Source organism: Saccharopolyspora rhizosphaerae, from assembly GCF_003931915.1.
Taxonomy (GTDB): Bacteria; Actinomycetota; Actinomycetes; order Mycobacteriales; family Pseudonocardiaceae; genus Saccharopolyspora; species Saccharopolyspora rhizosphaerae.
In genome coordinates, this window is the sequence record NZ_RSAA01000035.1 from 554,013 (window position 1) to 577,782 (window position 23,770).

Below are 23,770 nucleotides of genomic sequence, written 5' to 3' on the forward strand. Positions count from 1 at the left end.
TACCACGCCTGCGACGCGCGCCGGTACCTCTTCGGCCCGCTCGTGACCCATCCGGCGAGTTCAAGACAGCGGCTTCAGCACGAACCGGAAGCCCGGGTCACCAGGTGCGGGCGACCACGTAGTCGACCAACGAGGCCAGCGCCTCCCGGGCCGGCACGGCCGGCAGCGAGGCGAGCTCCTTGCGCGCGTCGTCGGCGAACTCCTGCAGCGTGCCCCGGGTGCGCTCCAGTCCGCGGGACTCGCGCAACAGCTCCAGGGCCTCCTCGACCTCGGCGTCGGAGGACAGCGGGCGACCCAGCAGGTCGCGCAGCCGGGCCGGGCAGTCCTCGTCGGCCAGCGCGTAGAGCATCGGGAGGGTCTTGACCCCCTCGCGCAGGTCTGTGCCCGGCGTCTTGCCGGACTCCTTCGACGGCGAGGCGATGTCGATGATGTCGTCGGAGATCTGGAACCCGGTGCCGATGAGCTTGCCGATGCGCTCCAGCGACTCGATCGTCGCCTGGTCGGCACCGGAGAACCAGGCGCCGAACCGGGCGGCGGTCGCGATCAGCGAACCGGTCTTCTCGTAGATCACCTTGAGGTAGAACTCGACCGCGTCGTCGCCCTCCCGGACACCTTCGGTCTCCCGCATCTGGCCGGTGACCAGGGCCTCGAAGGTCGCCGCCATGCGGCGGACCGCTTCGGCGCCGAGGTCGGCGATCAGCTGCGAGGCCTTGGCGAACAGGAAGTCGCCGGTGAGGATCGCGACGGAGTTGTCCCACCGCGCGTTGGCGCTGGTCGCGCCCCGCCGCATGGTGGCCTCGTCCATCACGTCGTCGTGGTAGAGCGTCGCGAGGTGGATCATCTCCACCACGGCGCCGGACTTGATCACCTCGTCGGTCGTGTCGTCGCCGAACTGGGCGGCGAGCAGCACGAACAGCGGGCGGAACCGCTTCCCACCCGCGTCGACCAGGTGCAGCGAGGTGCGCGTGGCGAAGTCGAGGTCACTGCGCACCTCGTCGTGTAGCAGCTGCTCGACGCGCGCCATGCCCTGCTTGACCGAGTTGGCCAGCTCGGCGTCGGTGATCTGGAAACCACCCAACCCGGCCGCCTTCAGTTCACTGATCGGGTCATCCGCTGGCCTGCTCACGTCACCGTCGCCTTCGCTCCCCCACATCGCCCTACGGGCGAGCACTCTACGACACGAAGCCGCCGACGTTCGCCCAGTCCAGCGCCAACGTCGGCAACACGCCCAGCAACAGCGTCACGACCACGCCCAGCGTGATCGCCGCCGTCGTGAACGCACCCGGCACGCTGACGGTGGGGCCGTCCGCAGCCGGTTCCTGGAAGTGCATCAGCACGATGACACGAAGGTAGAAGAAGGCCGCAACCGCACTGGCCACCAGGGCCACCACCACCAAGGGTGCCATGCCGTCGGTCAGCGCGGCCTCGAAGACCACGAACTTCCCGACGAAACCGCTGGTCATGGGGATGCCGGCGAGGGCGAGCAGCAGGAAGGTGAACACCCAGGCGACCAGCGGTGAACGCTTCGCCAAGCCGGCCCAGTCCGAAAGGTGAGTTGCCTCACCGTCGGAACGGCGCACGAGGCTGATCACACCGAACACGGCGAGCGTGGTGAACCCGTAGGCCAACAGGTAGAACAGCGTCGCCGCCAGCCCGCGGTCGGACAGCGCGAGCGCGCCCAGCAGCATGAACCCGGCGTGCGCGACCGACGAGTAAGCGATCATCCGCTTGATGTCGCGCTGGGTCAGGCCCAGCACCACACCGATGACCATCGACACCACGGCGATCGTCCACACGACGCCGCGCCACTCCCAGCTGGAAGCCTCGAAGGCGACCTGCAGCACGCGCAGGATCCCGCCGAACGCGGCGACCTTGGTGCAGGCGGCCATGAAACCGGTGACCGCGGTCGGGGCGCCCTGGTAGACGTCCGGGGTCCAGGTGTGGAACGGGCCGACCGAGGCCTTGAACAGCAGACCCACCAGCAGCAGGCCGAGACCGGCGAACAGCAGCGTGTCCGAGCGCTCCGAACCGGCAGTCGCGTCGGCGATCGCCTGCAGCTTCACCGAACCCGCGTAGCCGTACAGCAGCGCGAGCCCGTAGAGGAAGAACGCGGAGGCGAAGGCCCCGAGCAAGAAGTACTTCACGGCCGACTCCTGCGAGAGCAAGCGCCGCCGCTTGGCCAGCCCGCACATCAGGTACAGCGGCAGGCTCAGCACCTCCAGCGCGATGAACATCGTCAGCAGGTCGTTGGAGGCGCAGAACACCATCATCCCGCCGAGGGAGAACAGCGCGAGCGGGAAGACCTCGGTCCGCATCCCGGTCGCCGACGCGGCGGCGCGGCTCATCGTCCCCGGGCCCTCGGCCGGAGCGGCCTCGGCCACGAACGCACCGCCCGGCTCCACCGAGCGGTCGGCGATCAGCAGCACCGAACCCAGGCCCAGCGCCAGCAGCGTGCCCCACAGGAACAGGGTCGGCGGGTCGATGGCCAACGAGTCCGACAGCGTGGTCACGCCCGTCCCGGCGGACCGCGCGAACACCGCCAGCGCGACGCCGGCGAGGACGATCGAGGCGAGGCTCAGCCCGACCTGCACCGACCAGCGCTGGTGCCGCGGCAGGAACGCCTCGACCAGGATCGCCAGGCAGGCGGCACCGAGGATCACCAGCACCGGCGCGATCGCCGCGTAGTCGATCGGCGGAATCTCGACGAAACCCAGCTGACTCGGGAATCCCACTGTCAGTTACCTCCCTGCGAGGTCACGGGGTCGGTGACGCCGACCTCGCTCATGGTTGCCGCGACCGACGGGTTGATCACGTCCAGCACCGGCTTCGGGTACGCGCCGAGCCCGACGATCAGCACGATCAGCGGGGCCAGCACGGCGATCTCCCGCGCACCGAGGTCGGCCAGCCGGAGCCGGTGGGCGCCTTCGCGGTTCGGGTCGGTCACCGCCCCCGGGCCGCCCGCGGTGCCCAGCAGCGCGTCACCGCGCACCGGGCCCTGCATCGTGCGCTGGTACAGCCACAGCACGTAGACCGCGGCCAGGACCATGCCGATCGTGGCGAGCACCGTGTGCACCGGACGGGTCGGGAAGGACCCGATCAGCACGAGGAACTCGCTGATGAACGAGTTGGTGCCGGGCAGCGACAGGGTGCTCAGCCCGGCGATGAGCAGCGTGCCCGCCAGCAGCGGGGTCACCTTCGCCATACCGCCGTAGTCGGCGATCCGGGTGGACCCGCCGCGAACGATGATCATGCCGATGACCAGGATCAGCATGCCCGTGGCGATGCTGTGGTTGATCATGTACGACACCGCGCCGACGTGCGCCTGCGAGGTGAACGCGAAGATCCCCAGCGCGATGAACCCGAAGTGCGCGATGGAGACGTAGGCGATGAACCGCTTGAGGTCGGTCTGCCCGAACGCCTGCAGCGAGCCGTAGAGCACGCCGAGCACCGCCAGCGCCAGCACCACCGGCGCCAGCTGCTGCGAGGCCAGCGGGGTCAGCGGCAGGCTGTAGCGCAGGAAGCCGAAGGTGCCGACCTTGTCCAGCACGCCCACCACGATCACCGCGACGCCGATCGGCGCCTGCTGCGCGGCGTCCGGCAGCCAGGTGTGGAACGGGACCAGCGGGGCCTTGATCGCGAACGCGACGAAGAAGCCCAGGAACAGCCAGATCTGCACGGTGGCCGGGGCGTCCGACAGGATCGGGACCAGCTTGGCCCAGTCGAAGGTGCCCTCACCGGTGACCTGCGCGCTGTAGCTGTAGGCGCCGATCGCCGAGGCCAGCATGATCAGGCCGCCGAGGAACGAGTACAGGAAGAACTTCACCGCGGCGTAGGTGCGGTTCTCACCGCCGTAGCCGCCGATGAGGAAGTACATCGGGATCAGCATGATCTCGAAGAGCACGTAGAACAGGAACACGTCGGTGGCTGCGAAGACCGCCACCGTCAGCGCCTGCTCGAGCAGCAGCAGCGAGAAGAACCCGCCGTGCGTGCGGCCCTCCGGCAGCCGTTCGCCCCAGCTGTAGCCGAGCACCAGCGGGGTGAGCACGGCGATGACCAGGATCATCACCAGCGCGATGCCGTCGACGCCGAACGAGAAGTTGATGTCGAACGACGGGATCCACGGGATCGAGCTGGTCAGCTGCATCCGCGGTCCGGCCGGGTCGTAGGCGGACCAGGCGGCCGCGGCGACCACGAGTTCGGCGAGGGAGAACCCGAGCGCGGTCCACTTCGCCACGCCGGTGTTGCCGCGCAGCAGCGCCACCACCACCGACCCGACGATCGGCAGCAGCACCAAGGCGAGCAGCAGGGTCATCGGATCTCCTCCCGGAGCTCACTGGGCCGGACCGGTCCACCGCGACCAGTGCCGGTCGCCGAAGCCGTGCGGCTTCCCCATTTCGCGAGACGTTCGACGGTGCCCCGACCGCCGGCGGGGGCGAGGGCGGAGGTGCTGGTCATGTCGGGATCCCCACTGCCATCAGGGCGGCGACCACGAGGACCCCGCCGAAGAGCATGGACAGGGCGTAGGACCGGACGAACCCGGTCTGCCAGCGCCGCATCCGGCTGGAGCTGAACGTCAGCAGCGAAGCGATGCCGGTGACCGTGCCGTCCACGCCCTTGCGGTCCACCACGAGCAGGCCCTTGGTGAGGCCGAAGGCCGGGCGCACCGCCACCAGGTCGTTGAGCGCGTTGCCGCCGAGGTCGGCGCGGGCCGCCCGCACCACCGGCGACACGTTCGCCGGGCGTTCCACCGGAACCGGCTTGCGCCCCACCACCAGCCACGCGATCAGCGCGCCCAGCGCCGAGAGACCCACCGTGAGGACGGGGATCAGCGCGTGCGGGACAGCGGTGTGCGGAGCTTCCTGCAGCTCGCCCAGCGACGGGGCCAGGAACGTCACCAGCCGGTCGCCGCCGGCGAGGAACCCGCCCGCCGCGACCGAACCGACGGCCAGCACGATCATCGGGCCGGTCATGATCGCCGGCGACTCGTGCGGGTGGAACTCCTGGCCGTTGGAGGCCTTGAGGTTCTGCCAGCGCTTCTCGCCGAAGAACGTCATCAGCACCAGGCGCGTCATGTAGAACGCGGTGATGCCCGCGCCCAGCATCGCGGCACCGCCGAAGACCCAGCCGCGCCAACCCTCCTGGCCGAACGCCGCTTCGATGATGGCGTCCTTGGAGTAGAAGCCGGACAGGAACGGGAACCCGATCAGCGCCAGGTAGCCGAGCCCGAACGTGGTGAAGGTGATCGGCATGTACCGGGCGAGGCCGCCGAACTTGCGCATGTCGACCTCGTCGTTCATGCCGTGCATCACCGAACCGGCGCCGAGGAAGAGCCCGGCCTTGAAGAAGCCGTGGGTGAGCAAGTGCATGATGCCCAGCGCGTACCCGGCCGGTCCGAGCCCCACGGCCAGCATCATGTAGCCGATCTGGCTGACCGTGGAGTAGGCCAGGACCTTCTTGATGTCGTCGTAGGCGCAACCGATGACGCACCCGACCAGCAGCGTCACCGCACCGACGACGGTGACGGCCAGCTGCCCGCCCGGCGAGAGCGAGAACAGCGGGTTGGAGCGGGCGACCAGGTAGACGCCCGCGGTGACCATCGTCGCGGCGTGGATCAGCGCGGAGACCGGAGTCGGGCCTTCCATCGCGTCCGGCAACCAGGCCTGCAGCGGGACCTGGCCGGACTTGCCGCAGGCGCCGAGGAGCAGCAGCAGGGTGATCGCCAGCAGCACGCCGGGCGAGAGCTCACCGGCGCGGGCGAAGACCTCCGCGTACTGGGTGGTGCCGAGGTTGGCGAACAGCAGGAAGATCGCGAGCGCCAGGCCGACGTCACCGACGCGGTTCATCACGAACGCCTTGGTCGCCGCCGCAGCCGCCGACGGGCGGTGCTGCCAGAACCCGATCAGCAGGTAGGACGCCAGGCCGACGCCTTCCCAGCCGAGGTAGAGCGTCACGAAGCTGTTGCCCAGCACCAGGATCAGCATCGCGGCGACGAACAGGTTCAGGTAGCCGAAGAACCGGCGGCGCTCGGTGTTGGCCGAACCGGTGCGCCCCTGCTGGTCGTGGCTCATGTAGCCGATCGAGTACAGGTGGATCAGCGAACCGACACCCGTGATCAGCAGCACGAACACCATCGCCAGCGGGTCCAGCCGGAGCCCGAAATCGACCTGCAGCGCGTCGACCGGGATCCAGGAGAACAGCTGCAGTTCCCGAACCTGCTCGCCCTCGGGGCTGCCGGCGACGGAGGTGAACAGCCAGAGCCCGTAGGCGAACGAGGCGAGCACCGTGGCCGACCCCAGCAGGTGGCCCCAGCCGTTGGCCCGTCGTCCCGCGATCAGCAGGACCGCGGCACCCACCAGCGGGAACGCGATCAGCAGCCAGGCGTAGGACTGCGCGGGACCGGTCGCGTCGGCGACCCCCGCTGCGGTTTCAAGCATCTTTGCCGTCACCACGCGCCCTCTCAGTACTTGAGCAGGTTGGCGTCATCGACCGAGGCCGAGCGACGCGTCCGGAAGATCGACATGATGATGGCCAGGCCGACCACCACTTCGGCGGCCGCGACGACCATCACGAAGAACGCCATGACCTGCCCGTGCACCGTTCCCTCGATGCGGGCGAAGGTGACCAGCGTCAGGTTGACCGCGTTGAGCATCAGCTCGACGCACATGAACACCACGATGGCGTTGCGCCGCACCAGGACTCCGACCGCGCCGATGGAGAACAGCAGCGCGGACAGCAGCAGGTAGTACGTGGGGGTCACTGGTGAACCTCCTCGGTGGCGTGCTCCGAGCGAGCGGTGGAGTGACCGTTGCCGTGGGGGTCGGCGGGGGCCGGGACCTCGGGCTCGGCCTCGGTGACCGGCTCCTCGGCCCCGCCGGACCCGCTCTGCTCGGGCACCTCGGGCTCGCCGGTCAGCGCGTGCGGGTCGGGCTCCGGTTCATCGCCCGCGACCGCGCGGCGCTCCTCCTGGAGCTCCTCGGCGGGCAGGTTCTCCAGCAGCTCGGACAGCGACTCGGGGGCGACCGAACCGTCCGGCAGCAGCGCCGGGACCGCGACCGAGTTGGCCGTGGCGAACACACCGGGACCGGGGAGCGGCGAGGGCCGCGCGCTGCGGAACCGGGCGTTGGCGCGTTCCCGCTGGCTCAGGCGCGGGCCGCGGCCCTTGCCGCCGTAGGCCAGCACCATCGCGCCGACGGCCGCGGTGATCAGCAGCGCGGAGGTCAGCTCGAACGGGAAGAGGTAGTCGGTGAAGATCAGCCGACCGAGACCGCCAGCACCGCCACCGGCCGGTTGCCAGGGGTCCAGCGGTGCGGCCGTCTGCACCGAGGTCAGCGACCGGGCCAGACCCGAGACCAGCAGCGCCGCCAGCCCGACACCGCCGATGCCAGCCCAGAGCCGTTGCCCGCGCAGGACTTCCACCACCGAGTCCGACGAGTCGCGGCCGACCATCATCAGCACGAACAGGAACAGCATCATGATCGCGCCGGTGTAGACGATGATCTGGGTGAAGCCCAGGAACGGCGCGCTCTGCCCCATGTAGAGGACGCCCAGGCTCAGCATCGTCAGCACCAGCCACAGCGCGGAGTGCACCGCGTTGCGGGCGAAGACCATGCCGAGCGCGCCCAGCAGCGACAGCGGGCCGAGGACCCAGAACAGCACCGTCTCCCCGGTGCCGACCACGTCTCCGGCCTGCGCCAGCACGATTCCGGTGCTCATCGGGCATCGACCTCCGGACCGGACTCCACCGTCGTCCCCGACGGGACGCCTCGCTGCTTGGCGAGATCGGGACCGTTGACGTAGTAGTCCTGCTCGTCCTCGCCCAGGCGCATCGGGTGCGGCGGCTGCTCCATGCCGGGCAGCAAGGGCGCCAGCATGTCGGCCTTCGTGTAGATCAGGTCCTGGCGGTTGTCGTCCGCGGTCTCGTACTCGTTGGTCATCGTCAGCGCCCGCGTCGGGCACGCCTCGATGCACAACCCGCAGCCGATGCAGCGCAGGTAGTTGATCTGGTAGTCCTTGCCGTACCGCTCACCCGGCGAGAAGCGGGCCTCGTCGGTGTTGTCCCCGCCTTCCACGAAGATCGCGTCGGCCGGGCACGCCCACGCGCACAGCTCGCAGCCCACGCACTTCTCCAGCCCGTCCGGGTGCCGGTTGAGCTGGTGGCGGCCGTGGAACCGGGGCGCGGCGACCTTCTTGACCTCGGGGTACTCCTCGGTGACGACCTTCTTGAACATCGTCGAGAAGGTGACGCCGAAGCCCTTGATCGGATCAAACATTCCCATGGGGCGCCTCCTCGCCTTCCGGACCCGCGAGTTCGCCGGAACCGGTGCCGCTGCGCACCGGGGTGCGCCGCGGCGGGGTCTTGGGGACTTCCAGGTCGATCGGCGGCACCGGGAACCCGCTGCCCGCCATCGGCACCTCGTCGGGGTCCTCAGCGGGCTTGCGGTCCGGGATGAGGAACGTGGCCGCGACCAGGACCGCCACCACGATCGCGCCGCCGATCATGAACTGCTGGGTGCTGACGGCCTCGCTGTTGCGCAGCGCGCGGATCACCGTCACCGCCACGATCCACACCAGGCTGACCGGGACCAGCAGCTTCCAGCCGAGGTCCATGAACTGGTCGTAGCGCAGGCGGGGCAGCGTGCCGCGCAGCCACACGAAGAAGAACAGGAACGCGATCGTCTTGCCGAGGAACCACAGCACCGGCCACCACCCGGTGTTGAGCACGCCGTCGCCGATCAGCGACAGCGGCCACGGCGCGCGGTAACCGCCGAAGAACAGCGTCGTCGCCAGCGCGGAGACGGTGACCATGTTGATGTACTCGGCGAGGAAGAACAACGCGAACTTCAACGACGAGTACTCGGTGTGGAACCCGCCGACCAGCTCGGACTCGGCTTCCGGGAGGTCGAACGGGGCCCGGTTGGTCTCACCGACCATCGACACCAGGTAGACCAGGAAGCTCACCGGCAGCAGCGCGAAGAACCAGCCGTTCTCCTGCGCCGCGACCAGGCCGGAGGTCGACAGCGTGCCCGCGTACATGATGACCGCGACGAACGACAGGCCCATCGCGATCTCGTAGGAGATCACCTGCGCCGCTGACCGCAGCGAACCCAGCAGCGGGTACGGCGAGCCGGAGGCCCAGCCCGCCAGCACGATGCCGTAGACGCCGATCGAGGCGCAGGCGAGCACGACCAGCAGGCCGACCGGCAGTTCCACCAGCTGCAGCGTGGTGCGCTCGCCGAAGATGGTGACCTCGGGGCCGATCGGGATCACCGAGAACGACACCAGCGCGGGTGTCGCGGAGATCGCCGGCGCCAGGAAGTACACCCACTTGTCGGCCATGACCGGCCGGATGTCCTCCTTGAACGCCAGCTTCAGCCCGTCGGCCAGCGACTGCAGGATGCCGAACGGCCCGGCGCGGTTCGGGCCGGGGCGGTGCTGCATGCGGCCGATGACGCGGCGTTCCGCCCAGATCGTCAGCAGCGTCATCAGCACCAGGAAGGCGAAGATGGCCACGACCTTGAGCAGGATCAGCCAGAGCGGGTCGTCGGCGAGCAGTTCGGCTGTTCTGGTCATGCGATCCCCCCGGGGTGGTGGGCGGAGCTGCCGTTGGTCTCAGGTCCCCCGCTCACCGGAGCGATGTCCACCAGCGCACCGTGGCCGGCGCCGAGCGCCTTGTGGACCCGGGCCTTGCCGGAGTCGGTCGGCACCCACACCACGCCGTCGGGCATCTCGGCGATCTCCACCGGCAGCACGATCCCGCCCCGGTCGGTGCGGACTTCGAGGCGTTGTCCGGAACTGATCTCGACGCGCTGGGCGGTCTCGGGCGAGAGGATCGCGACGCGGTTGCGGGCGGTGCCCGCCAGGTTCGGCTCCTCGACCTGCAGCGAACCGTTGTCGAGCAGTTGCCGCCAGGTCGCCAGCACCGCCTGGCCCGGGCCGGGGTGCGCTGCGTGCGTCACGGGCTCGTCCGGCGCCGCGGTGCGCGCACCGGTGTGCGTGCCGAGCCGGTCGAGCTCGGCACGCGCGGCGGCCGGGCTCTGGGTGAACAGGTCGGCGTCCATCTCCACCGCGAGGGTGTCCAGCACCCGGCAGTCCGGCAGCGCGCCGGTGCCGTCGATGGTGGTGGCGAACTCGCGGTGGCGGCCCTCCCAGTTGAGGTAGCTGCCGTTCTTCTCCACGTGGGGCGCGATCGGCAGCACCACGTCGGCGTGCTCGGTCACCGCGCTGGGCCGGAGTTCGAGGCTGACCACGAAGTCGGCCGCTTCGAGGGCCCTGCGGGCGAGTTCCGGGTCGGGCAGGTCGTCCGGGTCGACACCGCCGACGACCAGTCCGGACAGCGCCCCGGTGACGGTGGCGGTCAGGATCTCGCCGAGGTCCCGTCCGGCCGCGGCGGGCAGCGAACCGGGGGCCATGCCCCAGGTCCGCTCGACCTCGGAGCGGGCGTTCTCGTCGACCACCGGACGGGCGCCGGGCAGCAGCGTCGGCAGGGCACCGGCCTCGATGGCGCCGCGCTCACCGGCGCGGCGCGGGATCCAGGCGACGTGGGCGCCGGTGCGCTGCGCGGTGCGCAGCACCTCCGACAGCAGACCCGGCACCTCCGCGGCGCGCTCACCGACGATGAGCACCGCGCCCTGCTGCTGCAGCGCTTCGTCCACGTCGGACGGCAGCGAGCTCAGCGCGGCGGCCTCGCCGCCGGGGGCGCACGGCACCAGCGACCCGGTGCGGACCGGGCCCCCGGCGTGGGTGATGACGGTGGTCTTCTCCACGCCGGGCGAGGTGCGCGGAGCGACGTGGAAGACCTGCGTCTTCCCGGTCCGCGCGGCCTTGCGCAGCCGGAGGAAGACGATCGGCGACTCCTCCTCCGGCTCGAACGCCACGCACAGCACAGCCGGGGCCTTCTCCAGGTCCGCGTAGGTGACGCCGTTCTCCGGTGTCACGCCGACGACCGCGGACTCCAAGAACCGCAGCTCCTCGGTGGAGTGCGGCCGGGCGCGGTGGTCGATGTCGTTGGTGCGCAAGGCGACGCGCGCGAACTTCGAGTAGGCGTAGGCGTCCTCGACGGTCAGCCGGCCACCGGGCAGCACGCCGACCCCGTGCGCCTCGCGCGCCTCGATCAAGCCCTTCGCCGCGACCTGCAGCGCCTCGGTCCACGACGCCTCGCGCAGCCGGCCGCCGTCCCGGACCTGCGGCCGGGTGAGGCGGTCGGACGCGTTGGCGTAGCGGAAGGCGAAGCGGCCCTTGTCGCAGATCCACTCCTCGTTGACCTCCGGGTCGTCCCCGGCCAGCCGGCGCATCACCTTGCCGCGCCGCCAGTCGGTCCGCGTCGCGCAGCCCGACGCGCAGTGCTCGCACTGGCCCGGCGTGGAGACCAGGTCGAACGGCCGGGAGCGGAACCGGTAGGCCGCGCTGGTCAGCGCGCCGACCGGGCAGATCTGGATGGTGTTGCCGGAGAAGTAGGACTGGAACGGCTGCTGCTCACCGATGCCGATCTGCTGCAGCGCGCCTCGCTCCAGCAGCTCGATGAACGGGTCACCGGCGATCTGCTTGGAGAAGCGGGTGCAGCGCTGGCACAGCACGCAGCGCTCGCGGTCGAGCAGGACCTGCGAGGAGATCGGGACCGGCTTGGCGAAGGTCCGCTTGGTCTCGTGGAAGCGGGACTCCGCGCGACCGTGCTTGAGCGCCTGGTTCTGCAGCGGGCACTCGCCGCCCTTGTCGCAGACCGGGCAGTCCAGCGGGTGGTTGATGAGCAGCAGCTCCATCACGCCCTGCTGCGCCTTGTCCGCGACCGGGGAGGTGATCTGCGTCTTGACGACCATCCCGTCGGCGACGGTCATGGTGCAGGAGGCCTGCGGCTTCGGCATGGCCCGGCCGTTCATCTCGACCTCGACCAGGCACTGCCGGCAGGCCCCCGCCGGGTCCAGCAGCGGGTGGTCGCAGAACCGCGGGATGGTGATGCCCATCCGCTCCGCGGTCCGGATCAGCAGCTCGCCCTTCGGGGCGTCGACCTCGATCCCGTCGATGGTGAGCCGGACGTGGCCCTCCGGGACGGGGCGCGCTTCGGATTCGGGTGCCAGGGTCATCGGGCCGCTCCTACGAGTTCCGCGGCGGACTTGTTCTGGTCGCACAACGCGAGGAACTCCTCGCGGAAGTACTTGATACCGCTGGTGATCGGACTGACCGCGCCGTCACCGAGGGCGCAGAACGAGCGGCCGAAGATGTTGTCGCAGACGTCCAGGAGGGTGTCGATGTCCTCCTCGCTGCCGCGCCCGTCGACCATCCGCTCCAGCACCTGCGCCAGCCAGTAGGTGCCTTCCCGGCACGGCGTGCACTTGCCGCAGGACTCGTGCTCGTAGAACTGGGTCCACTTCATGACCGCCCACGGCACCGACACCGTCTCGTTGAACACCTGGACCGCGGTGGTGCCCAGCATCGACCCGGCTTCGGCCGCGCCCTCGAAGTCCAGCGGGACGTCGAGGTGCTCGGCGGTGAACAGCGGTGTCGAGGAGCCGCCCGGGGTCCAGAACTTCAGCGGGATGCCGTCCTTCATGCCGCCCGCGAGTTCCAGCAGCTGCCGCAGTGTGGTGCCCATCGGCGCCTCGTACTGTCCGGGCTTCTCGACGTGACCGGAGATCGAGTAGATCTTCGGGCCCGGCGACTTCTCGCTGCCCATCTCGCGGAACCAGTCCGACCCGCCGTTGACGATGAACGGCACCGAGGCGATGGTCTCCACGTTGTTCACCGTCGTCGGGCACGCGTAGAGACCGGCCGCGGCGGGGAACGGGGGCTTGAGCCGCGGTTGCCCGCGCTTGCCCTCCAAGGAGTCCAGCAGCGCCGTCTCCTCACCGCAGATGTAGGCGCCCGCCCCGGCGTGCACGACGATGTCCAGGTCGAAGCCCGAGTCCAGGATGTTCTTGCCCAGGTACCCAGCGGCGTAGGCCTCGCGGACCGCGTGGGTGAGCCGGCGCATCGGGTGCAGCGCCTCGCCGCGCACGTAGATCATGCAGTGGTTGGCGCGCATCGCGTAGGACGCGATGATGCAGCCCTCGATCAGCGAGTGCGGGTCGGCCATCATCAGCGGGATGTCCTTGCAGGTCCCCGGCTCGCCCTCGTCGGCGTTGATGACCAGGTAGTGCGGCTTGACCGGGTCCTTGGGCATGAAGCTCCACTTCACGCCCGCCGGGAAGCCCGCACCGCCGCGACCGCGCAGTCCGGAAGCCTTGACCAGCTCGATCAGCTGGTCCGGGTGGGCCTTCAGCGCCTTGCGCAGCGCGGTGTAGCCCTCCAGCTGCTCGTAGGTGTGCAGCGTCCAGGAGTTCGGCGACAGCCACCGCTTGGTCAGCACCGGGGTCACCGGGCTGGTGCTCGGTTCGGTCATGGCCACCCTCACTTCTTCTCCGGCAGCGGCGGGAGTTCCGCGTCATCGGGCATGCTCGGCGCGGTCCAGCCGCGTTCCCGGGCCAGCTCGGCACCGCGCACCGTCTCGGTCGCCAGCGACGGGCCGGTCACCGTTTCGTCGAGGTCGTCGAAGAACCCGGCCAGCTGGCGCTCGGCGCTCCGGAAGTCGGAGAGCTCCGGGCCACGCGTCGGCTTCGGCTTCTCACCCCGCTGCAGGGCTTCCACGAGCTCCAGCGCCTGCTCGGGCGTCTGGTTGTCGTAGTACTCGTAGTTGACCTGCAGCACCGGCGCGAAGTCGCAGGCGGCCAGGCACTCGGCGTGCTCGAGGGTGATCGAGCCCTCGGTGCCGGGTTCGCCGGCGGTGCCCTCGTGCCCGACGCCCAGGTGCTCGCCGAGCGTCCGGTAGATCGCGTCTCCGCCCAGCGCCGCGCACATCGTGTTGGTGCACACGCTGACCAGGTGCTGCCCGCACGGCTTGCGCTTGTACATGGTGTAGAAGGTCGCCACGGCGCTGACCTCGGCGACCGACAGCGCCAGCTCGTCGGCGCAGAACTGGACACCGGCCGGGCTGACGTGCCCCTGCACCGACTGGACCAGGTGCAGCATCGGCAGCAGCGCCGACCGCGACTCCGGGTAGCGGGCGATGATCTGCCTCGCCTCGGCCCGGGTCTCCTCGCCGAACACCGAGGTGTCGACCGTGCCGGTCTGCTCCTCGGTGGTGGTGAACTCGAACTGCTCGGTCATCGATCCACCCCGCCCATCACCGGGTCGATGGAGGCGACCGCCGCGATCACGTCGGCCACCAGTCCGCCTTCGCACATCGCGGGCATCGCCTGCAGGTTCACGAAACTGGGTTCGCGGACGTGCACCCGCATCGGCCGGGTGCCGCCGTCGGAAACGAGGTGCGCGCCGAGCTCGCCGCGCGGCGACTCGACCGGCGCGTAGGCCTGGCCGGGCGGCACGTCGAAGCCCTCGGTCACCAGCTTGAAGTGGTGGATCAGCGACTCCATGGACTGGCCCATGATCTTGCGGACGTGTTCCAGGGAGTTGCCCATGCCGTCGGCGCCGATGCTCAGCTTCGCGGGCCAGGCGATCTTCGCGTCCTCGACCATGTGCGGGCCGGACTCCATCTTGTCCAAGCACTGCTTGATGATCTTCAGCGACTCGTGCATCTCCTGCACCCGCAGGAAGTAGCGGGCGTAGCAGTCGCCGGCGGTGCTGGTGGGCACCTCGAAGTCGAACTCCTCGTAACCGCAGTAGGGCTCGACCTTGCGCAGGTCCCACGGCAAGCCCGCGGCCCGCAGCAGCGGACCGGTCACGCCCAGCTGCAGCGCGCCGTCCAGCGGCAGGTGACCGACGTCCTGCAGGCGCTGCTTCCAGATCGGCTGGCCGGTGAACAGCTTGTCGTAGTCGGGCAGCCGGGTGTCCATGACCTTGATGAACTCGCGCACCTTGTCCTGCCAGCCCTCCGGCAGGTCCTGCGCGACACCACCGGGCCGGACGAACGCGTGGTTCATCCGCAGTCCGGTCAGGAACTCCAGCAGGTGCAGCACTTCCTCGCGCTCGCGGAACCCGTAGGTCATGCCGGTCGTCGCGCCCAGTTCCATCGCACCGGTGGCCAGGAAGACCAGGTGCGAGGAGATCCGGTTGAGCTCCATGAGCATCACGCGGAACGTCTGGGCCCGCTTCGGCGCCTCGATCCCCAGCAGCTTCTCCACCGCGAGGCAGTAGGCGGTCTCGGTGAACAGCGGCGCCAGGTAGTCCATGCGCGTCACGAAGGTGACGCCCTGGGTCCACGTCCGGTACTCGGTGTTCTTCTCGATGCCGGTGTGCAGGTAGCCGATGACCGAGCGGGCCTTGGTGACCGTCTCGCCTTCGAGCTCCAGCACCAGGCGCAGAACGCCGTGCGTGGACGGGTGCTGCGGGCCCAGGTTGATGACAACCCTTTCCTCACCGCCGGTTTCGTCCAGGAACTCGTCCCAGTCGCCGCCGGTCACGGTGAAGATGCGGCCCTCGGTGGTGTCTCTCGACTCGGCGGGGTACGCGCCGGTGAGTGGTTCGGTGGTCATCGTCCACACCTCTCCGCGATCACGAGTAGGCCCTGCGCTGGTCCGGCGGTGGGATCTCGGCGCCCTTGTACTCCACCGGGATCCCGCCGAGCGGGTAGTCCTTGCGCTGCGGGTGGCCGTCCCAGTCGTCGGGCATCAAGATCCGGGTCAGCGCCGGGTGTCCGTCGTAGATGAGCCCGAACATGTCCCAGGCTTCGCGTTCCTGGAAGTCGGCGGTCGGGTAGACCGCCACGACCGACGGGAGGTGCGGGTCCTCCACGTCCACGGCGACTTCGAGCCGGACGCGGCGCCGGTAGGTCATCGACGTCAGGTGGTAGACCGAGTGCAGCCGCTGCGGCGCCTCCGGGCCGTAGTCCACACCGGACACCGAGCTGCACAGCTCGAACCGCAGCGCCGGGTCGTCGCGGAAGGTGCGGCAGACCTCGACGAGGTGCTCGCGGCGCAAGTAGAAGGTGATCTCGTCGCGGTCGACGGTCACCTGCTGCACGGTGTCGACCGGAATCCCCTTGGCGCGCAAAGCGTCGAACAGCGCGTCGGCGACCTCGTCGAACCAGCCGCCGTAGGGCCGCTCGGCGGCCTGCGGCACGTAGGCGGGCAGGTGCAGCCCGCCGTAGCCCGAGGTGTCGCCGGTGCCGCGCACGCCGAACATGCCCTGGCGCTCCCGCCCGGAGATCGGTGCTCCGGCCCGGGCCGGTTCGGCGCCGGTGGGCGCGAGGTCCGTCGTGCGCTCGGCGCTGGAACCGGGCTCGCCGGGTGCCGGGGTGGTTTCCTTCTCCGCCATCGAACTCACCTACCCGCCTTGAGTTCCGGGCGCTCGGGCGTGCTCTCGAACGCACCGAGCTCGTCGGTTCCGCCCATCTCGCGCCGCTGCGCGGCTTGCTGCCGTTCGGCGCGCTTGCGCTGCGAGGCGTTCTTCGGCGCGTAGCGGACGGAGGAAGGGATCATCGGCGTGCGGTCGCCGCGCTCGAGCTTCTCCTGCGCGCGCTTGGCGTTGATCGGCTCGTCCATGATCTTGGCGTGCAGCTTGAGGATCGCGTCGAGCAGCATCTCCGGGCGCGGTGGACAGCCCGGCAGGTACATGTCCACCGGCACCACGTGGTCGACGCCCTGCACCACCGCGTAGTTGTTGAACATGCCGCCGGTGGAGGCGCACACGCCCATCGCCAGCACCCAGCGCGGCTCGGGCATCTGGTCGTAGATCTGGCGCAGCACCGGGGCCATCTTGTTGGTCACCCGGCCGGCCACGATCATCAGATCGGCCTGCCTCGGGGTGGCGGAGAAGCGCTCCATGCCGAACCGCGAGATGTCGTAGCGGGATCCGCCAACGGTCATCATCTCGATGGCGCAGCAAGCCAGCCCGAACGTCGCCGGCCACATCGACGTCTTCCGGGTCCAGTTGACGAGCTTCTCCACGTTGGCCAACAGGATGCCGTTGGGCAGCTGCTCTTCGAGCCCCATCGCCGGCACTCCTTCCCGCGTCGTTGCGGCTAGTCCCTGTGATCCATCTCGGGCACCCGGCGGACCGGGCGCAGCGCTCCGGTCAGTTCCAGTCCAGGCCGCCCCTCCGCCAGACGTAGACGTAGGCGAAGCCGACGGTCGCGATGAAGAGCACGATCTCGACGACGCCGAACATCCCCAGGGCGTCGGCCGAGACCGCGAACGGGTAGAGGAAGACCATTTCGATGTCGAAGAGGATGAACAACATCGCGGTCAGGTAGTAGGCGACGGGCATCCGGCCGCCACCCATGACGGGCTGCGGCGAGGGCTCGATGCCGCACTCGTAAGCGTCGAGCTTCGCCTTGTTGTAGCGGCGGGGACCGACGATCGGTGCGATCGCGACCGAGAACAACGCGAAACCCAGCGCCAGCGCGAACAACAGCACCAACGGGATGTACGGGTCGAGCACCTTCGCTGCCCTCCAACCGGCCCCGGTTCCTGTGTCCCGGGACACACATCGTCAGTCCCCGCCGAGACGCAGGTCACGCCTCAGGCATTCGGTCCGCACTCTATGCGGTCGGCCGAACCGGCTCCGTAGTGAGGCGAACCTAACTTTATGACTTCTCTCACCCTTGCCGAGACATCTGACCAGACACTCGCGGTCACGCGCTAGGGGTGGCGCGAGTAGTGGTGCTGATCACACGGTCCATGACGTCCCCGCCCTTCTCGTCGTAAAGATTTGCCAGCAGCTTCAACACGAATCGCATCAACGTCCGCCGCGGGAGACCGTGCTTGGTGGCCACCCGCATGACGGTCGGATTGCCAATCAACTTGCTGAAGATGTTGCCGAGCCGGAAGTAACCGCCGAGCTCCTGCTGCACGGCCGTCGGGTAGCGGCGCAGCGCCTGTTCCCGGGAATCCGCGGTCGGCCGCGCCATCGCGTGCACCACGCACTCGGCCGCCAGCCGCGCCGACTGCATCGCGTAGGCGATGCCCTCGCCGTTGAACGGGTTGACCATGCCGCCCGCGTCACCGACCAGCAGCAGGCCGTCGCGGTAGTGCGGGGTGCGGTTGAAGCCCATCGGCAGCGCGGCGCCGCCGATCTTGCCGCTGGCGTTGTGCTCCCGGAACCCCCACTCCTCGGGGGTCCCGTCCAACCAAGAGCGCATCAACTGCCGGTAGTCGGTCTTGCCGTACGCCGACGAGGTCGACAGGATCCCCAGCCCGACGTTCACGGTCCCGTCGCCCATGCCGAAGATCCAGCCGTAGCCCGGCAGCAGCCGCGGTTCGGCGGGATCGGACTTGTCCCAGAGCTCCAGGTGCGACTCGAGGAAGTCGTCCTTGGTGCGCGGGCTGGTGTAGTAGCGGCGCACGGCCACGCCCATCGGGCGGTCGTCCCGCTTGGCGATGCCCATCGACAGCGCCAGCCGCGCCGACACCCCGTCGCAGGCGACCACCAGCGGAGCCCGGTAGGTGACCGGCGTGCGCTCCGGACCGGTCTTGGCCTCGACGCCGACGACCCGGCCGGTGCGCTCGTCGGTGAGCGCACCGCTGACGCTGGTCTGCTGGAGCAGCCTCGCCCCGGCGCGCTGCGCGTTGCGGGCGAGCAGGTCGTCGAAGTCGTTGCGCGGCCGGACCACCCCGTACGGCGGGAAGTCGGACAGGCTCGGCCAGTCGAGCTCCAGGCTGACTCCGCCGCCGACGACCCGCAGGCCCCTGTTGTGCAGCCAGCCGGCTTCCTCCCGGGTGTCGATGCCCAGGTCGATGAGCTGCTTGACGCCCCGTGGCGTGATCCCGTCGCCGCAGACCTTCTCCCGCGGGAAGACGCTCTTCTCCAGCAGCAGGACGTCCAGTCCCGCCCTGGCCAGGTACGTCGCAGCCGTCGATCCGGCCGGTCCTGCCCCGACGACGATCACGTCGGCGTCATCGTCCGGTCGGCGGCGGCTGGTGGCGCTGGTCATGACACTCCTCGAACTAGTGCAGTGCTCGGTGCGAAACCCGCTTGTGAACGAGTTCACTAACTCCCGAGTCTAAGCCGCTGCACCAGCCCGATCGACCCTTTCGCCTAGGCCACCCGGGTGAGGAGTACCGCTGTTCCGGTCCTGATCACAGCCTTCCCAGCACCACGCGCAGCGACCCGGCCACCCCGGTGATGTGAACCTCTGATCACCGGTGGCCTCCGCAGTCGCGACCCTGGCGGTCGCCGGGGTGAGCGGAGTGCGGTCAGGTCGGGTCGTGGCGGGAACTGCCCAGGTCCAGCGCGAGGAGCCGGGAGCTGAGGGTCTTGCCGTGGGTGTCGAGCGCGAGCGAGGTCGTGACACCTCCGCCGAGGGCCTGGTGGCAGACGAACTGCAGCGCCTTGAGCAGCGGCAGCTCGTAGCGGACGACCTCGCCCCTGACCTGGTCCCCCAGGTGCGCGCGGACCCGGTCCGCGGTGAGCTCCTGGCGCAGCCGGTCGTAGTCGGCGTCGTCGAGCGGGAACACCGAGAGGGTCGAGGTGTCCCCCTTGTCACCCGCGCGGCAGTGCGCGACCTCGTGCAGTCGCATCCGGCACCTCCAAGGTCGTGACCTGCGTGCTCACGTCGGCCCTCGGGATGAGCGCGGAGACGATCCCGACCACCTCGCGCACGTCCGTGCGCACACCACCGCCTCCGGCCGGGCCGTTGGTGTAGAGCGATTCGACCTCGTGGCAGACGACCTGCGCCGCCGCCCGGTCCTGCGCCATCGCCGCCACCCGCAGTCGGCACTCGCCGTTCGGGTCGCCCACCGCGCCCAGGACGTCGGCGCGCACCCGCAACCCGGTCCCGCGCAGCCGCTCGGTGACGACGTCGGCGGCCAGCCGGGCCCGGTCGGCGGCTCCCGGACCGGCGTAGCTGATGCCGCACTCGGCCCGGTGACCTGCGCGGTAGCCGACGCTGACCTTCAGCTCCTCGGGTCTGGGGCGCCCACGCGCTCCGCCGATCCGGACCCGGTCCTCCCCGGCCCGCTCCGCGCGGACCTCGCGGAAGTCCAGGACCACGTCGGGCGTGCGGTACCCGGTCGGGTCGGTGACCTCGTAGAGCAGCTGCTCGCGGACCGTCCCGACCGTCACCGCCCCCCCGCTGCCCGCGGGTTTGCCGATGGTCGCGCTGCCGTCAGCGGCGACGTCGGCGAACGGGAAGCCCAGCTCGGCCAGCCCCGGCACGTCCTTGACCCCCGGGTCGGCGTAGTACCCGCCGGTGACCTGCCCGGCGCACTCCAGGACGTGCCCGACCAGGGTCGCCGCAGCGGTGCGCGGCACGTCGTCGAGGTCCCACCCCATCCGCTGCGCGATCGGGGCCACGAACAGCGAGGGGTCGGCGACCCGGCCGGTGATCACCACGTCGGCGTCCAGCGCCGGCAGCAGAGCCTCCGCTCCCAGGTAGGCGTTGGCCGAGACGATCTCCCCGTGCTCGGCCAGCGGCACGCCGTCCTCCAGAGCCGGCCCACCGGGGTCGATCCGGTCCAGCACGTCGTCGCCGGTGAGCACGGCGACCCGTCCGGTCAGCCCCGCCTCCGCCATGACCTCGCGGGTGACCTCGCCCGCTCGCAACGGGTGCGCCGCGCCCATGTTGGTGATGACCCGTGCCCCAGCCGCCACCGCGACCGGCAGCAGCCGCTCGAAGCGGGTCCGCAGCAGCGGGTCGTGGCCCAGGTCCGGATCGGCCAACCTGCGTTGCTGCCCGAGGGCGATGGTGCGTTCGGCCAAGCACTCCAGCACCAGGTCGTCCACCCCGGCGGGGGCGAGCTGCACCGCCGGCTCGACCCGGTCCCCGGCGAATCCGGCCCCGCTCCCGATCCGCACCTAGAGCACTCCCGTGAGCAGGGCGACCACCGTCATCACCGCGGTGGTGCCGAAGGCCCACCCGAAGATGAACCGCTGGTGGTCGCCGAGGTCGACCTTCGACATGCCGAGCAGGATGAACGTGGAGGCGGTCAGCGGGCTCAGCGGGAACCCGGTGGTCATCTGGCCGAGGATCGCCGCCCGCCCGATGGCCGCCGGATCGCCGCCGAGCGCCGCGCTGGTTTCGGCCAGCACGGGAACCACGCCGTAGTAGAAGGCGTCCGGGGTGAACACCAGGCTCAGCGGCATCCCCGCGAGCGCGGTCACCACCGGCAGCACCGCGCCACCCGCGTCCGGGATGACCGCGACCAGGCTCTCGGCCATCGCCTTGATCATGCCGCTGCCGGTGAGGATGCCGGTGAACACACCCGCCGCGAAGATCACCACGGCGACCAGCACCACGTTGTAGGCGTGCTTCGCGAACAGCTCCTGCTGGCCCTGCCACGACGGGCGGTTGACCAGCAGCGCGATCAGGAAGGCCACCAGGAACAGCACCTCGAGGTCGGCGATCTGGGCGAGCAGGCAACCGACCAGCGCCAGGGTGAGCAGCGCGTTGACCCAGAACCGCACCCGGTCGGCGCCGGTCAGCCGCACGGGCTCGACCGCGTCGAGGGCCACGACGCCGAGCCGCTTGCGCTCGGAGCGGCCGATGAGGAACGCCGCCACCAGCACCCAGCAGATCCCGGCCGCCATGGCGGGCAGCACCGGCAGGAAGACCTGCGCGGAGTCGAGCGAGAGCGCGGCCATCGCCCGGGCGGTCGGACCGCCCCACGGCACCATGTTCATCACCCCGGCACCGAGGCAGACCACACCGGCCAGCACGATCCGCCGCATCCCCAGCCGCTGGTAGATCGGCAGCAGCGCGGAGACCGTGATCAGGAAGGTGGAGGCCCCGTCACCGTCGAGGGCGACCAGGAGCGTCAGCAGGGCAGTGCCGACGGTGATCTTGAGCGGATCGCCCTTGGCCCAGCGCAGGATCCGCGAGACGGCGGGGTCGAACAACCCCGCGTCGATCATGAGGCTGAAGTAGAGCACCGCGAAGGTGATCATGATGGCCACCGGCGCGACGGTGACCAGGCCTTCGGCCACGAGCGCACCGAGCTCGCTGCCGTGACCGCTGAGCAGCGCCGCCGCGAGGGGCACCAGGGTGAGGGCGAACAGCACCGACACCCGGCGCGAGAGGACCAGGGCCAGGAACAGGCCGATCGTCAGGAATCCGCTCGCGGCGAGCATGGGCGACCTCCGAACACCGCCGTGGGGAACGGTCGCGAGAACTGTGATCCACACCGCCCATGCGGGTCAAGCAAGGAAAATTGATAGCTTCATGCGCCATGGGCATGGATCTGACCGTGCAGCAGCTCCGCCTGGTCCTCGCGGTGCACGACACCGGCGGGTTCACCCCGGCCGCCGAGCGGTTGCACCTGGCCCAGTCCTCCACCAGCCGCGCGGTGCGCGACGTCGAGCGCAAGCTCGGCATCACGCTGTTCCAGCGCACCACCCGGCACCTCGTCACGACCCCGGAAGGCGAGGAGTTCTGCCGGGTAGCGCGGCGGGTGGTCGATTCCTTCGACGCCGGGCTCAACCACTTCCACGGCTTCCTGGCCGGAACCCGGGGGCGGGTCCGAGTCGCGGCCCTGCCGTCGATGGCCGCGATCCTGCTGCCGCCGGTGGTCTCGGCCTACCGCGCCGAGCACCCGGACGTCGAGCTCACGATCGAGGACGGCATGTCCGACGACGTCCTCGCGAAGGTCCGCGCGGGCGCTGTCGACCTGGGCGTCACCGTCGTCGCCGGGCCCCTGCCGGACCTCGCGGTGCACCCCATCGCGACCGACCGCATGTGCGCGGTCTTCCCACCCGAGCACCGCTTCTCCGCGCGCGAGGCGCTGACCTGGTCGGAGCTGGCGACCGAGCCGCACATCGCCTTCCGCCCGGACTCCAGCATCCGGCAGCACGCCGACCGAGCCTTCGCCGCGGCCGAGGCGCACCCCCGCGTGGTCCTGGCGTCCCGGAACATCACCGCGGTCGCCGGCCTGGTCGCAGCGGGCCTGGGCGCAGCCGTCATGCCCGGCACGGTCCTGCCGCTGGTCGCCTTCGCCGGCCTGACCCACGTGCCCCTGGTCGAGCCGGAGACCCGTCGCCGCATCGCAGTGGTCCGCGATCCCCGCCGCGCACAGGCCCCGGCCACCCAAGCCTTCGCCCGCGCCATCACCACGACGCGGACCACGGTTCCGGAGACCACCTGGCTGCGGCCCTCGCACGGCTGAACTCCGCACCCGGCGTGCCAGGTGGGTGGTCGGTGCTGGTCAGGCGGGGTTGGTGGCGTGGTGGACGGCCACGGCACCGCTGGTGAGGTTCTTCCAGGTGGTGTCGGTCCAGCCTGCCTCGGCGATGAGCTCGGCGAGAGCGCGCTGGTCAGGCCAGGAGCGGATGGACTCGGCCAGGTAGACGTAGGCGTCCGGGTTGGACGACACCGCACGAGCGATCGGCGGCAACGCGCGCATCAGGTAGTTCATGTAGACGCCGCGGAACGGCTGCCAGGTCGGGGTGGAGAACTCGCAGACCACCAGACGTCCGCCGGGCCGGACCACGCGGCGCATCTCGCGCAGGCCGGCGACCGTGTCGGCGAGGTTGCGCAGGCCGAACGAGATCGTCACCGCGTCGAAGGCGTCGTCGGCGAAGGGCAGGTGCAGGGCGTCGGCCGCCACCAGCGGCACCCCTCGGTCCTTGCCGACCGAGAGCATCCCCAGCGAGAAGTCGGCCGCCACGCAGTACGCGCCGGAGCGGGCGAACTCGACCGTCGACACACCGCTGCCCGCGGCCAGGTCGAGGACCTTCTCGTCCTGCTGCGGAGCGAGCAGCTGCCGGGTGACCTTCCGCCAGCGCCGGTCCTGCCCGAAGGACAGGACGGTGTTGGTCAGGTCGTAGCGGCGCGCGACACCGTCGAACATCGCAGCGACTTCGCGAGGGTTCTTGTCCAAGCCTGCCCGAGACACACCCGAAGCGTACGTGG

Annotated in this window: 21 protein-coding genes; 1 reads left to right on the plus strand and 20 read right to left on the minus strand. The window is 70.2% G+C overall.

The genetic code is table 11. The annotated features are described in order from the left end of the window. Positions 1 to 97 precede the first annotated feature (97 nt). The 19 genes from EIL87_RS25555 to EIL87_RS25645 all read right to left on the minus strand — a co-directional run bounded on the left by EIL87_RS25555 (position 98) and on the right by EIL87_RS25645 (position 21,993). Complete coding sequence (locus tag EIL87_RS25555; RefSeq protein WP_125093111.1) at positions 98 to 1,153, minus strand: polyprenyl synthetase family protein; 1,056 nt, start codon at positions 1,151 to 1,153, stop codon at positions 98 to 100. A 19-nt stretch (positions 1,154 to 1,172) separates the two neighbouring features. After that, entirely contained in the window at positions 1,173 to 2,714 is a 1,542-nt protein-coding gene (gene nuoN, locus EIL87_RS25560; RefSeq protein ID WP_125093356.1) for an NADH-quinone oxidoreductase subunit NuoN, read from the minus strand. Positions 2,715 to 2,734: 20 nt separating this feature from the next. Then, a complete protein-coding gene (locus tag EIL87_RS25565) occupies positions 2,735 to 4,312 on the minus strand; it encodes an NADH-quinone oxidoreductase subunit M (protein WP_125093112.1) in 1,578 nt (525 codons plus the stop codon). Between the two features lie 139 nt (positions 4,313 to 4,451). Beyond that, positions 4,452 to 6,434, minus strand: a complete 1,983-nt coding sequence (gene nuoL / locus EIL87_RS25570; RefSeq protein ID WP_125093113.1) for an NADH-quinone oxidoreductase subunit L — start codon at positions 6,432 to 6,434, stop codon at positions 4,452 to 4,454. Between the two features lie 23 nt (positions 6,435 to 6,457). Further along, a complete protein-coding gene (gene nuoK / locus EIL87_RS25575; protein WP_093414272.1) occupies positions 6,458 to 6,757 on the minus strand; it encodes an NADH-quinone oxidoreductase subunit NuoK in 300 nt (99 codons plus the stop codon). Then, the gene (locus EIL87_RS25580; protein ID WP_233576583.1) at positions 6,754 to 7,713 is read right to left on the minus strand and encodes an NADH-quinone oxidoreductase subunit J; all 960 of its coding nucleotides are present in this window, start codon (positions 7,711 to 7,713) and stop codon (positions 6,754 to 6,756) included. The genes nuoK and EIL87_RS25580 overlap by 4 nt, the downstream gene beginning before the upstream one ends. After that, positions 7,710 to 8,276, minus strand: a complete 567-nt coding sequence (gene nuoI, locus EIL87_RS25585; RefSeq protein ID WP_125093114.1) for an NADH-quinone oxidoreductase subunit NuoI — start codon at positions 8,274 to 8,276, stop codon at positions 7,710 to 7,712. The genes EIL87_RS25580 and nuoI overlap by 4 nt, the downstream gene beginning before the upstream one ends. Then, entirely contained in the window at positions 8,263 to 9,570 is a 1,308-nt protein-coding gene (gene nuoH / locus EIL87_RS25590) for an NADH-quinone oxidoreductase subunit NuoH (RefSeq protein ID WP_125093115.1), read from the minus strand. The genes nuoI and nuoH overlap by 14 nt, the downstream gene beginning before the upstream one ends. Next, positions 9,567 to 12,077: an NADH-quinone oxidoreductase subunit G gene (locus EIL87_RS25595; protein ID WP_125093116.1), complete on the minus strand. Its 2,511-nt coding sequence runs from the start codon at positions 12,075 to 12,077 to the stop codon at positions 9,567 to 9,569. Before EIL87_RS25595 ends, nuoH begins: the two co-directional genes overlap by 4 nt. Then, a complete protein-coding gene (gene nuoF / locus EIL87_RS25600; protein ID WP_125093117.1) occupies positions 12,074 to 13,372 on the minus strand; it encodes an NADH-quinone oxidoreductase subunit NuoF in 1,299 nt (432 codons plus the stop codon). Before nuoF ends, EIL87_RS25595 begins: the two co-directional genes overlap by 4 nt. 8 nt (positions 13,373 to 13,380) lie before the next feature. Then, on the minus strand, positions 13,381 to 14,136 hold the full coding sequence (nuoE, locus tag EIL87_RS25605; RefSeq protein WP_125093118.1) for an NADH-quinone oxidoreductase subunit NuoE: 756 nt from the start codon (positions 14,134 to 14,136) through the stop codon (positions 13,381 to 13,383). Further along, positions 14,133 to 15,461 (minus strand): NADH-quinone oxidoreductase subunit D, encoded by a 1,329-nt coding sequence (locus EIL87_RS25610; protein ID WP_125093119.1) that lies wholly within the window; start codon positions 15,459 to 15,461, stop codon positions 14,133 to 14,135. Before EIL87_RS25610 ends, nuoE begins: the two co-directional genes overlap by 4 nt. A gap of 19 nt (positions 15,462 to 15,480) precedes the next feature. Continuing rightward, complete coding sequence (locus EIL87_RS25615; protein ID WP_125093120.1) at positions 15,481 to 16,242, minus strand: NADH-quinone oxidoreductase subunit C; 762 nt, start codon at positions 16,240 to 16,242, stop codon at positions 15,481 to 15,483. A gap of 5 nt (positions 16,243 to 16,247) precedes the next feature. Beyond that, complete coding sequence (locus EIL87_RS25620) at positions 16,248 to 16,919, minus strand: NuoB/complex I 20 kDa subunit family protein (protein ID WP_125093121.1); 672 nt, start codon at positions 16,917 to 16,919, stop codon at positions 16,248 to 16,250. 82 nt (positions 16,920 to 17,001) lie between these two features. Then, positions 17,002 to 17,367: an NADH-quinone oxidoreductase subunit A gene (locus EIL87_RS25625; protein WP_125093122.1), complete on the minus strand. Its 366-nt coding sequence runs from the start codon at positions 17,365 to 17,367 to the stop codon at positions 17,002 to 17,004. Between the two features lie 193 nt (positions 17,368 to 17,560). After that, complete coding sequence (locus EIL87_RS25630; protein WP_125093123.1) at positions 17,561 to 18,859, minus strand: geranylgeranyl reductase family protein; 1,299 nt, start codon at positions 18,857 to 18,859, stop codon at positions 17,561 to 17,563. Positions 18,860 to 19,121: 262 nt separating this feature from the next. After that, on the minus strand, positions 19,122 to 19,445 hold the full coding sequence (locus EIL87_RS25635) for an AtuA-related protein (RefSeq protein WP_125093124.1): 324 nt from the start codon (positions 19,443 to 19,445) through the stop codon (positions 19,122 to 19,124). Continuing rightward, a complete protein-coding gene (locus tag EIL87_RS25640; RefSeq protein ID WP_125093125.1) occupies positions 19,408 to 20,721 on the minus strand; it encodes an acyclic terpene utilization AtuA family protein in 1,314 nt (437 codons plus the stop codon). Before EIL87_RS25640 ends, EIL87_RS25635 begins: the two co-directional genes overlap by 38 nt. Continuing rightward, positions 20,722 to 21,993 (minus strand): CitMHS family transporter, encoded by a 1,272-nt coding sequence (locus EIL87_RS25645; RefSeq protein ID WP_125093126.1) that lies wholly within the window; start codon positions 21,991 to 21,993, stop codon positions 20,722 to 20,724. 98 nt (positions 21,994 to 22,091) lie between these two features. Here EIL87_RS25645 and EIL87_RS25650 point away from each other — a divergent pair, with 98 nt between their 5' ends. Then, positions 22,092 to 23,024 carry a LysR family transcriptional regulator gene (locus tag EIL87_RS25650; RefSeq protein WP_125093127.1) on the plus strand — a complete coding sequence of 311 codons (933 nt, stop codon included), beginning with the start codon at positions 22,092 to 22,094 and terminating at the stop codon, positions 23,022 to 23,024. A 39-nt stretch (positions 23,025 to 23,063) separates the two neighbouring features. Here EIL87_RS25650 and EIL87_RS25655 read toward each other — a convergent pair whose 3' ends face one another. Next, entirely contained in the window at positions 23,064 to 23,753 is a 690-nt protein-coding gene (locus EIL87_RS25655; RefSeq protein ID WP_125093128.1) for a demethylmenaquinone methyltransferase, read from the minus strand. Positions 23,754 to 23,770: the final 17 nt, after the last annotated feature.

What these genes read in the sequence shown, in the direction of transcription:
- EIL87_RS25645 (WP_125093126.1), bottom strand. Translation starts at nt 21,993, where the DNA reads ATGCTCGCCGCGAGCGGATTCCTGACGATCGGCCTGTTCCTGGCCCTG.
- EIL87_RS25630 (WP_125093123.1), bottom strand. Translation starts at nt 18,859, where the DNA reads ATGACCAGCGCCACCAGCCGCCGCCGACCGGACGATGACGCCGACGTG.
- nuoF (WP_125093117.1), bottom strand. Translation starts at nt 13,372, where the DNA reads ATGACCGAACCGAGCACCAGCCCGGTGACCCCGGTGCTGACCAAGCGG.
- nuoI (WP_125093114.1), bottom strand. Translation starts at nt 8,276, where the DNA reads ATGGGAATGTTTGATCCGATCAAGGGCTTCGGCGTCACCTTCTCGACG.
- nuoL (WP_125093113.1), bottom strand. Translation starts at nt 6,434, where the DNA reads ATGCTTGAAACCGCAGCGGGGGTCGCCGACGCGACCGGTCCCGCGCAG.
- EIL87_RS25620 (WP_125093121.1), bottom strand. Translation starts at nt 16,919, where the DNA reads ATGGGGCTCGAAGAGCAGCTGCCCAACGGCATCCTGTTGGCCAACGTG.
- EIL87_RS25595 (WP_125093116.1), bottom strand. Translation starts at nt 12,077, where the DNA reads ATGACCCTGGCACCCGAATCCGAAGCGCGCCCCGTCCCGGAGGGCCAC.
- nuoE (WP_125093118.1), bottom strand. Translation starts at nt 14,136, where the DNA reads ATGACCGAGCAGTTCGAGTTCACCACCACCGAGGAGCAGACCGGCACG.
- EIL87_RS25565 (WP_125093112.1), bottom strand. Translation starts at nt 4,312, where the DNA reads ATGACCCTGCTGCTCGCCTTGGTGCTGCTGCCGATCGTCGGGTCGGTG.
- EIL87_RS25555 (WP_125093111.1), bottom strand. Translation starts at nt 1,153, where the DNA reads ATGTGGGGGAGCGAAGGCGACGGTGACGTGAGCAGGCCAGCGGATGAC.
- EIL87_RS25650 (WP_125093127.1), top strand. Translation starts at nt 22,092, where the DNA reads ATGGGCATGGATCTGACCGTGCAGCAGCTCCGCCTGGTCCTCGCGGTG.
- EIL87_RS25610 (WP_125093119.1), bottom strand. Translation starts at nt 15,461, where the DNA reads ATGACCACCGAACCACTCACCGGCGCGTACCCCGCCGAGTCGAGAGAC.
- nuoH (WP_125093115.1), bottom strand. Translation starts at nt 9,570, where the DNA reads ATGACCAGAACAGCCGAACTGCTCGCCGACGACCCGCTCTGGCTGATC.
- EIL87_RS25635 (WP_125093124.1), bottom strand. Translation starts at nt 19,445, where the DNA reads ATGCGACTGCACGAGGTCGCGCACTGCCGCGCGGGTGACAAGGGGGAC.
- EIL87_RS25580 (WP_233576583.1), bottom strand. Translation starts at nt 7,713, where the DNA reads ATGAGCACCGGAATCGTGCTGGCGCAGGCCGGAGACGTGGTCGGCACC.
- EIL87_RS25615 (WP_125093120.1), bottom strand. Translation starts at nt 16,242, where the DNA reads ATGGCGGAGAAGGAAACCACCCCGGCACCCGGCGAGCCCGGTTCCAGC.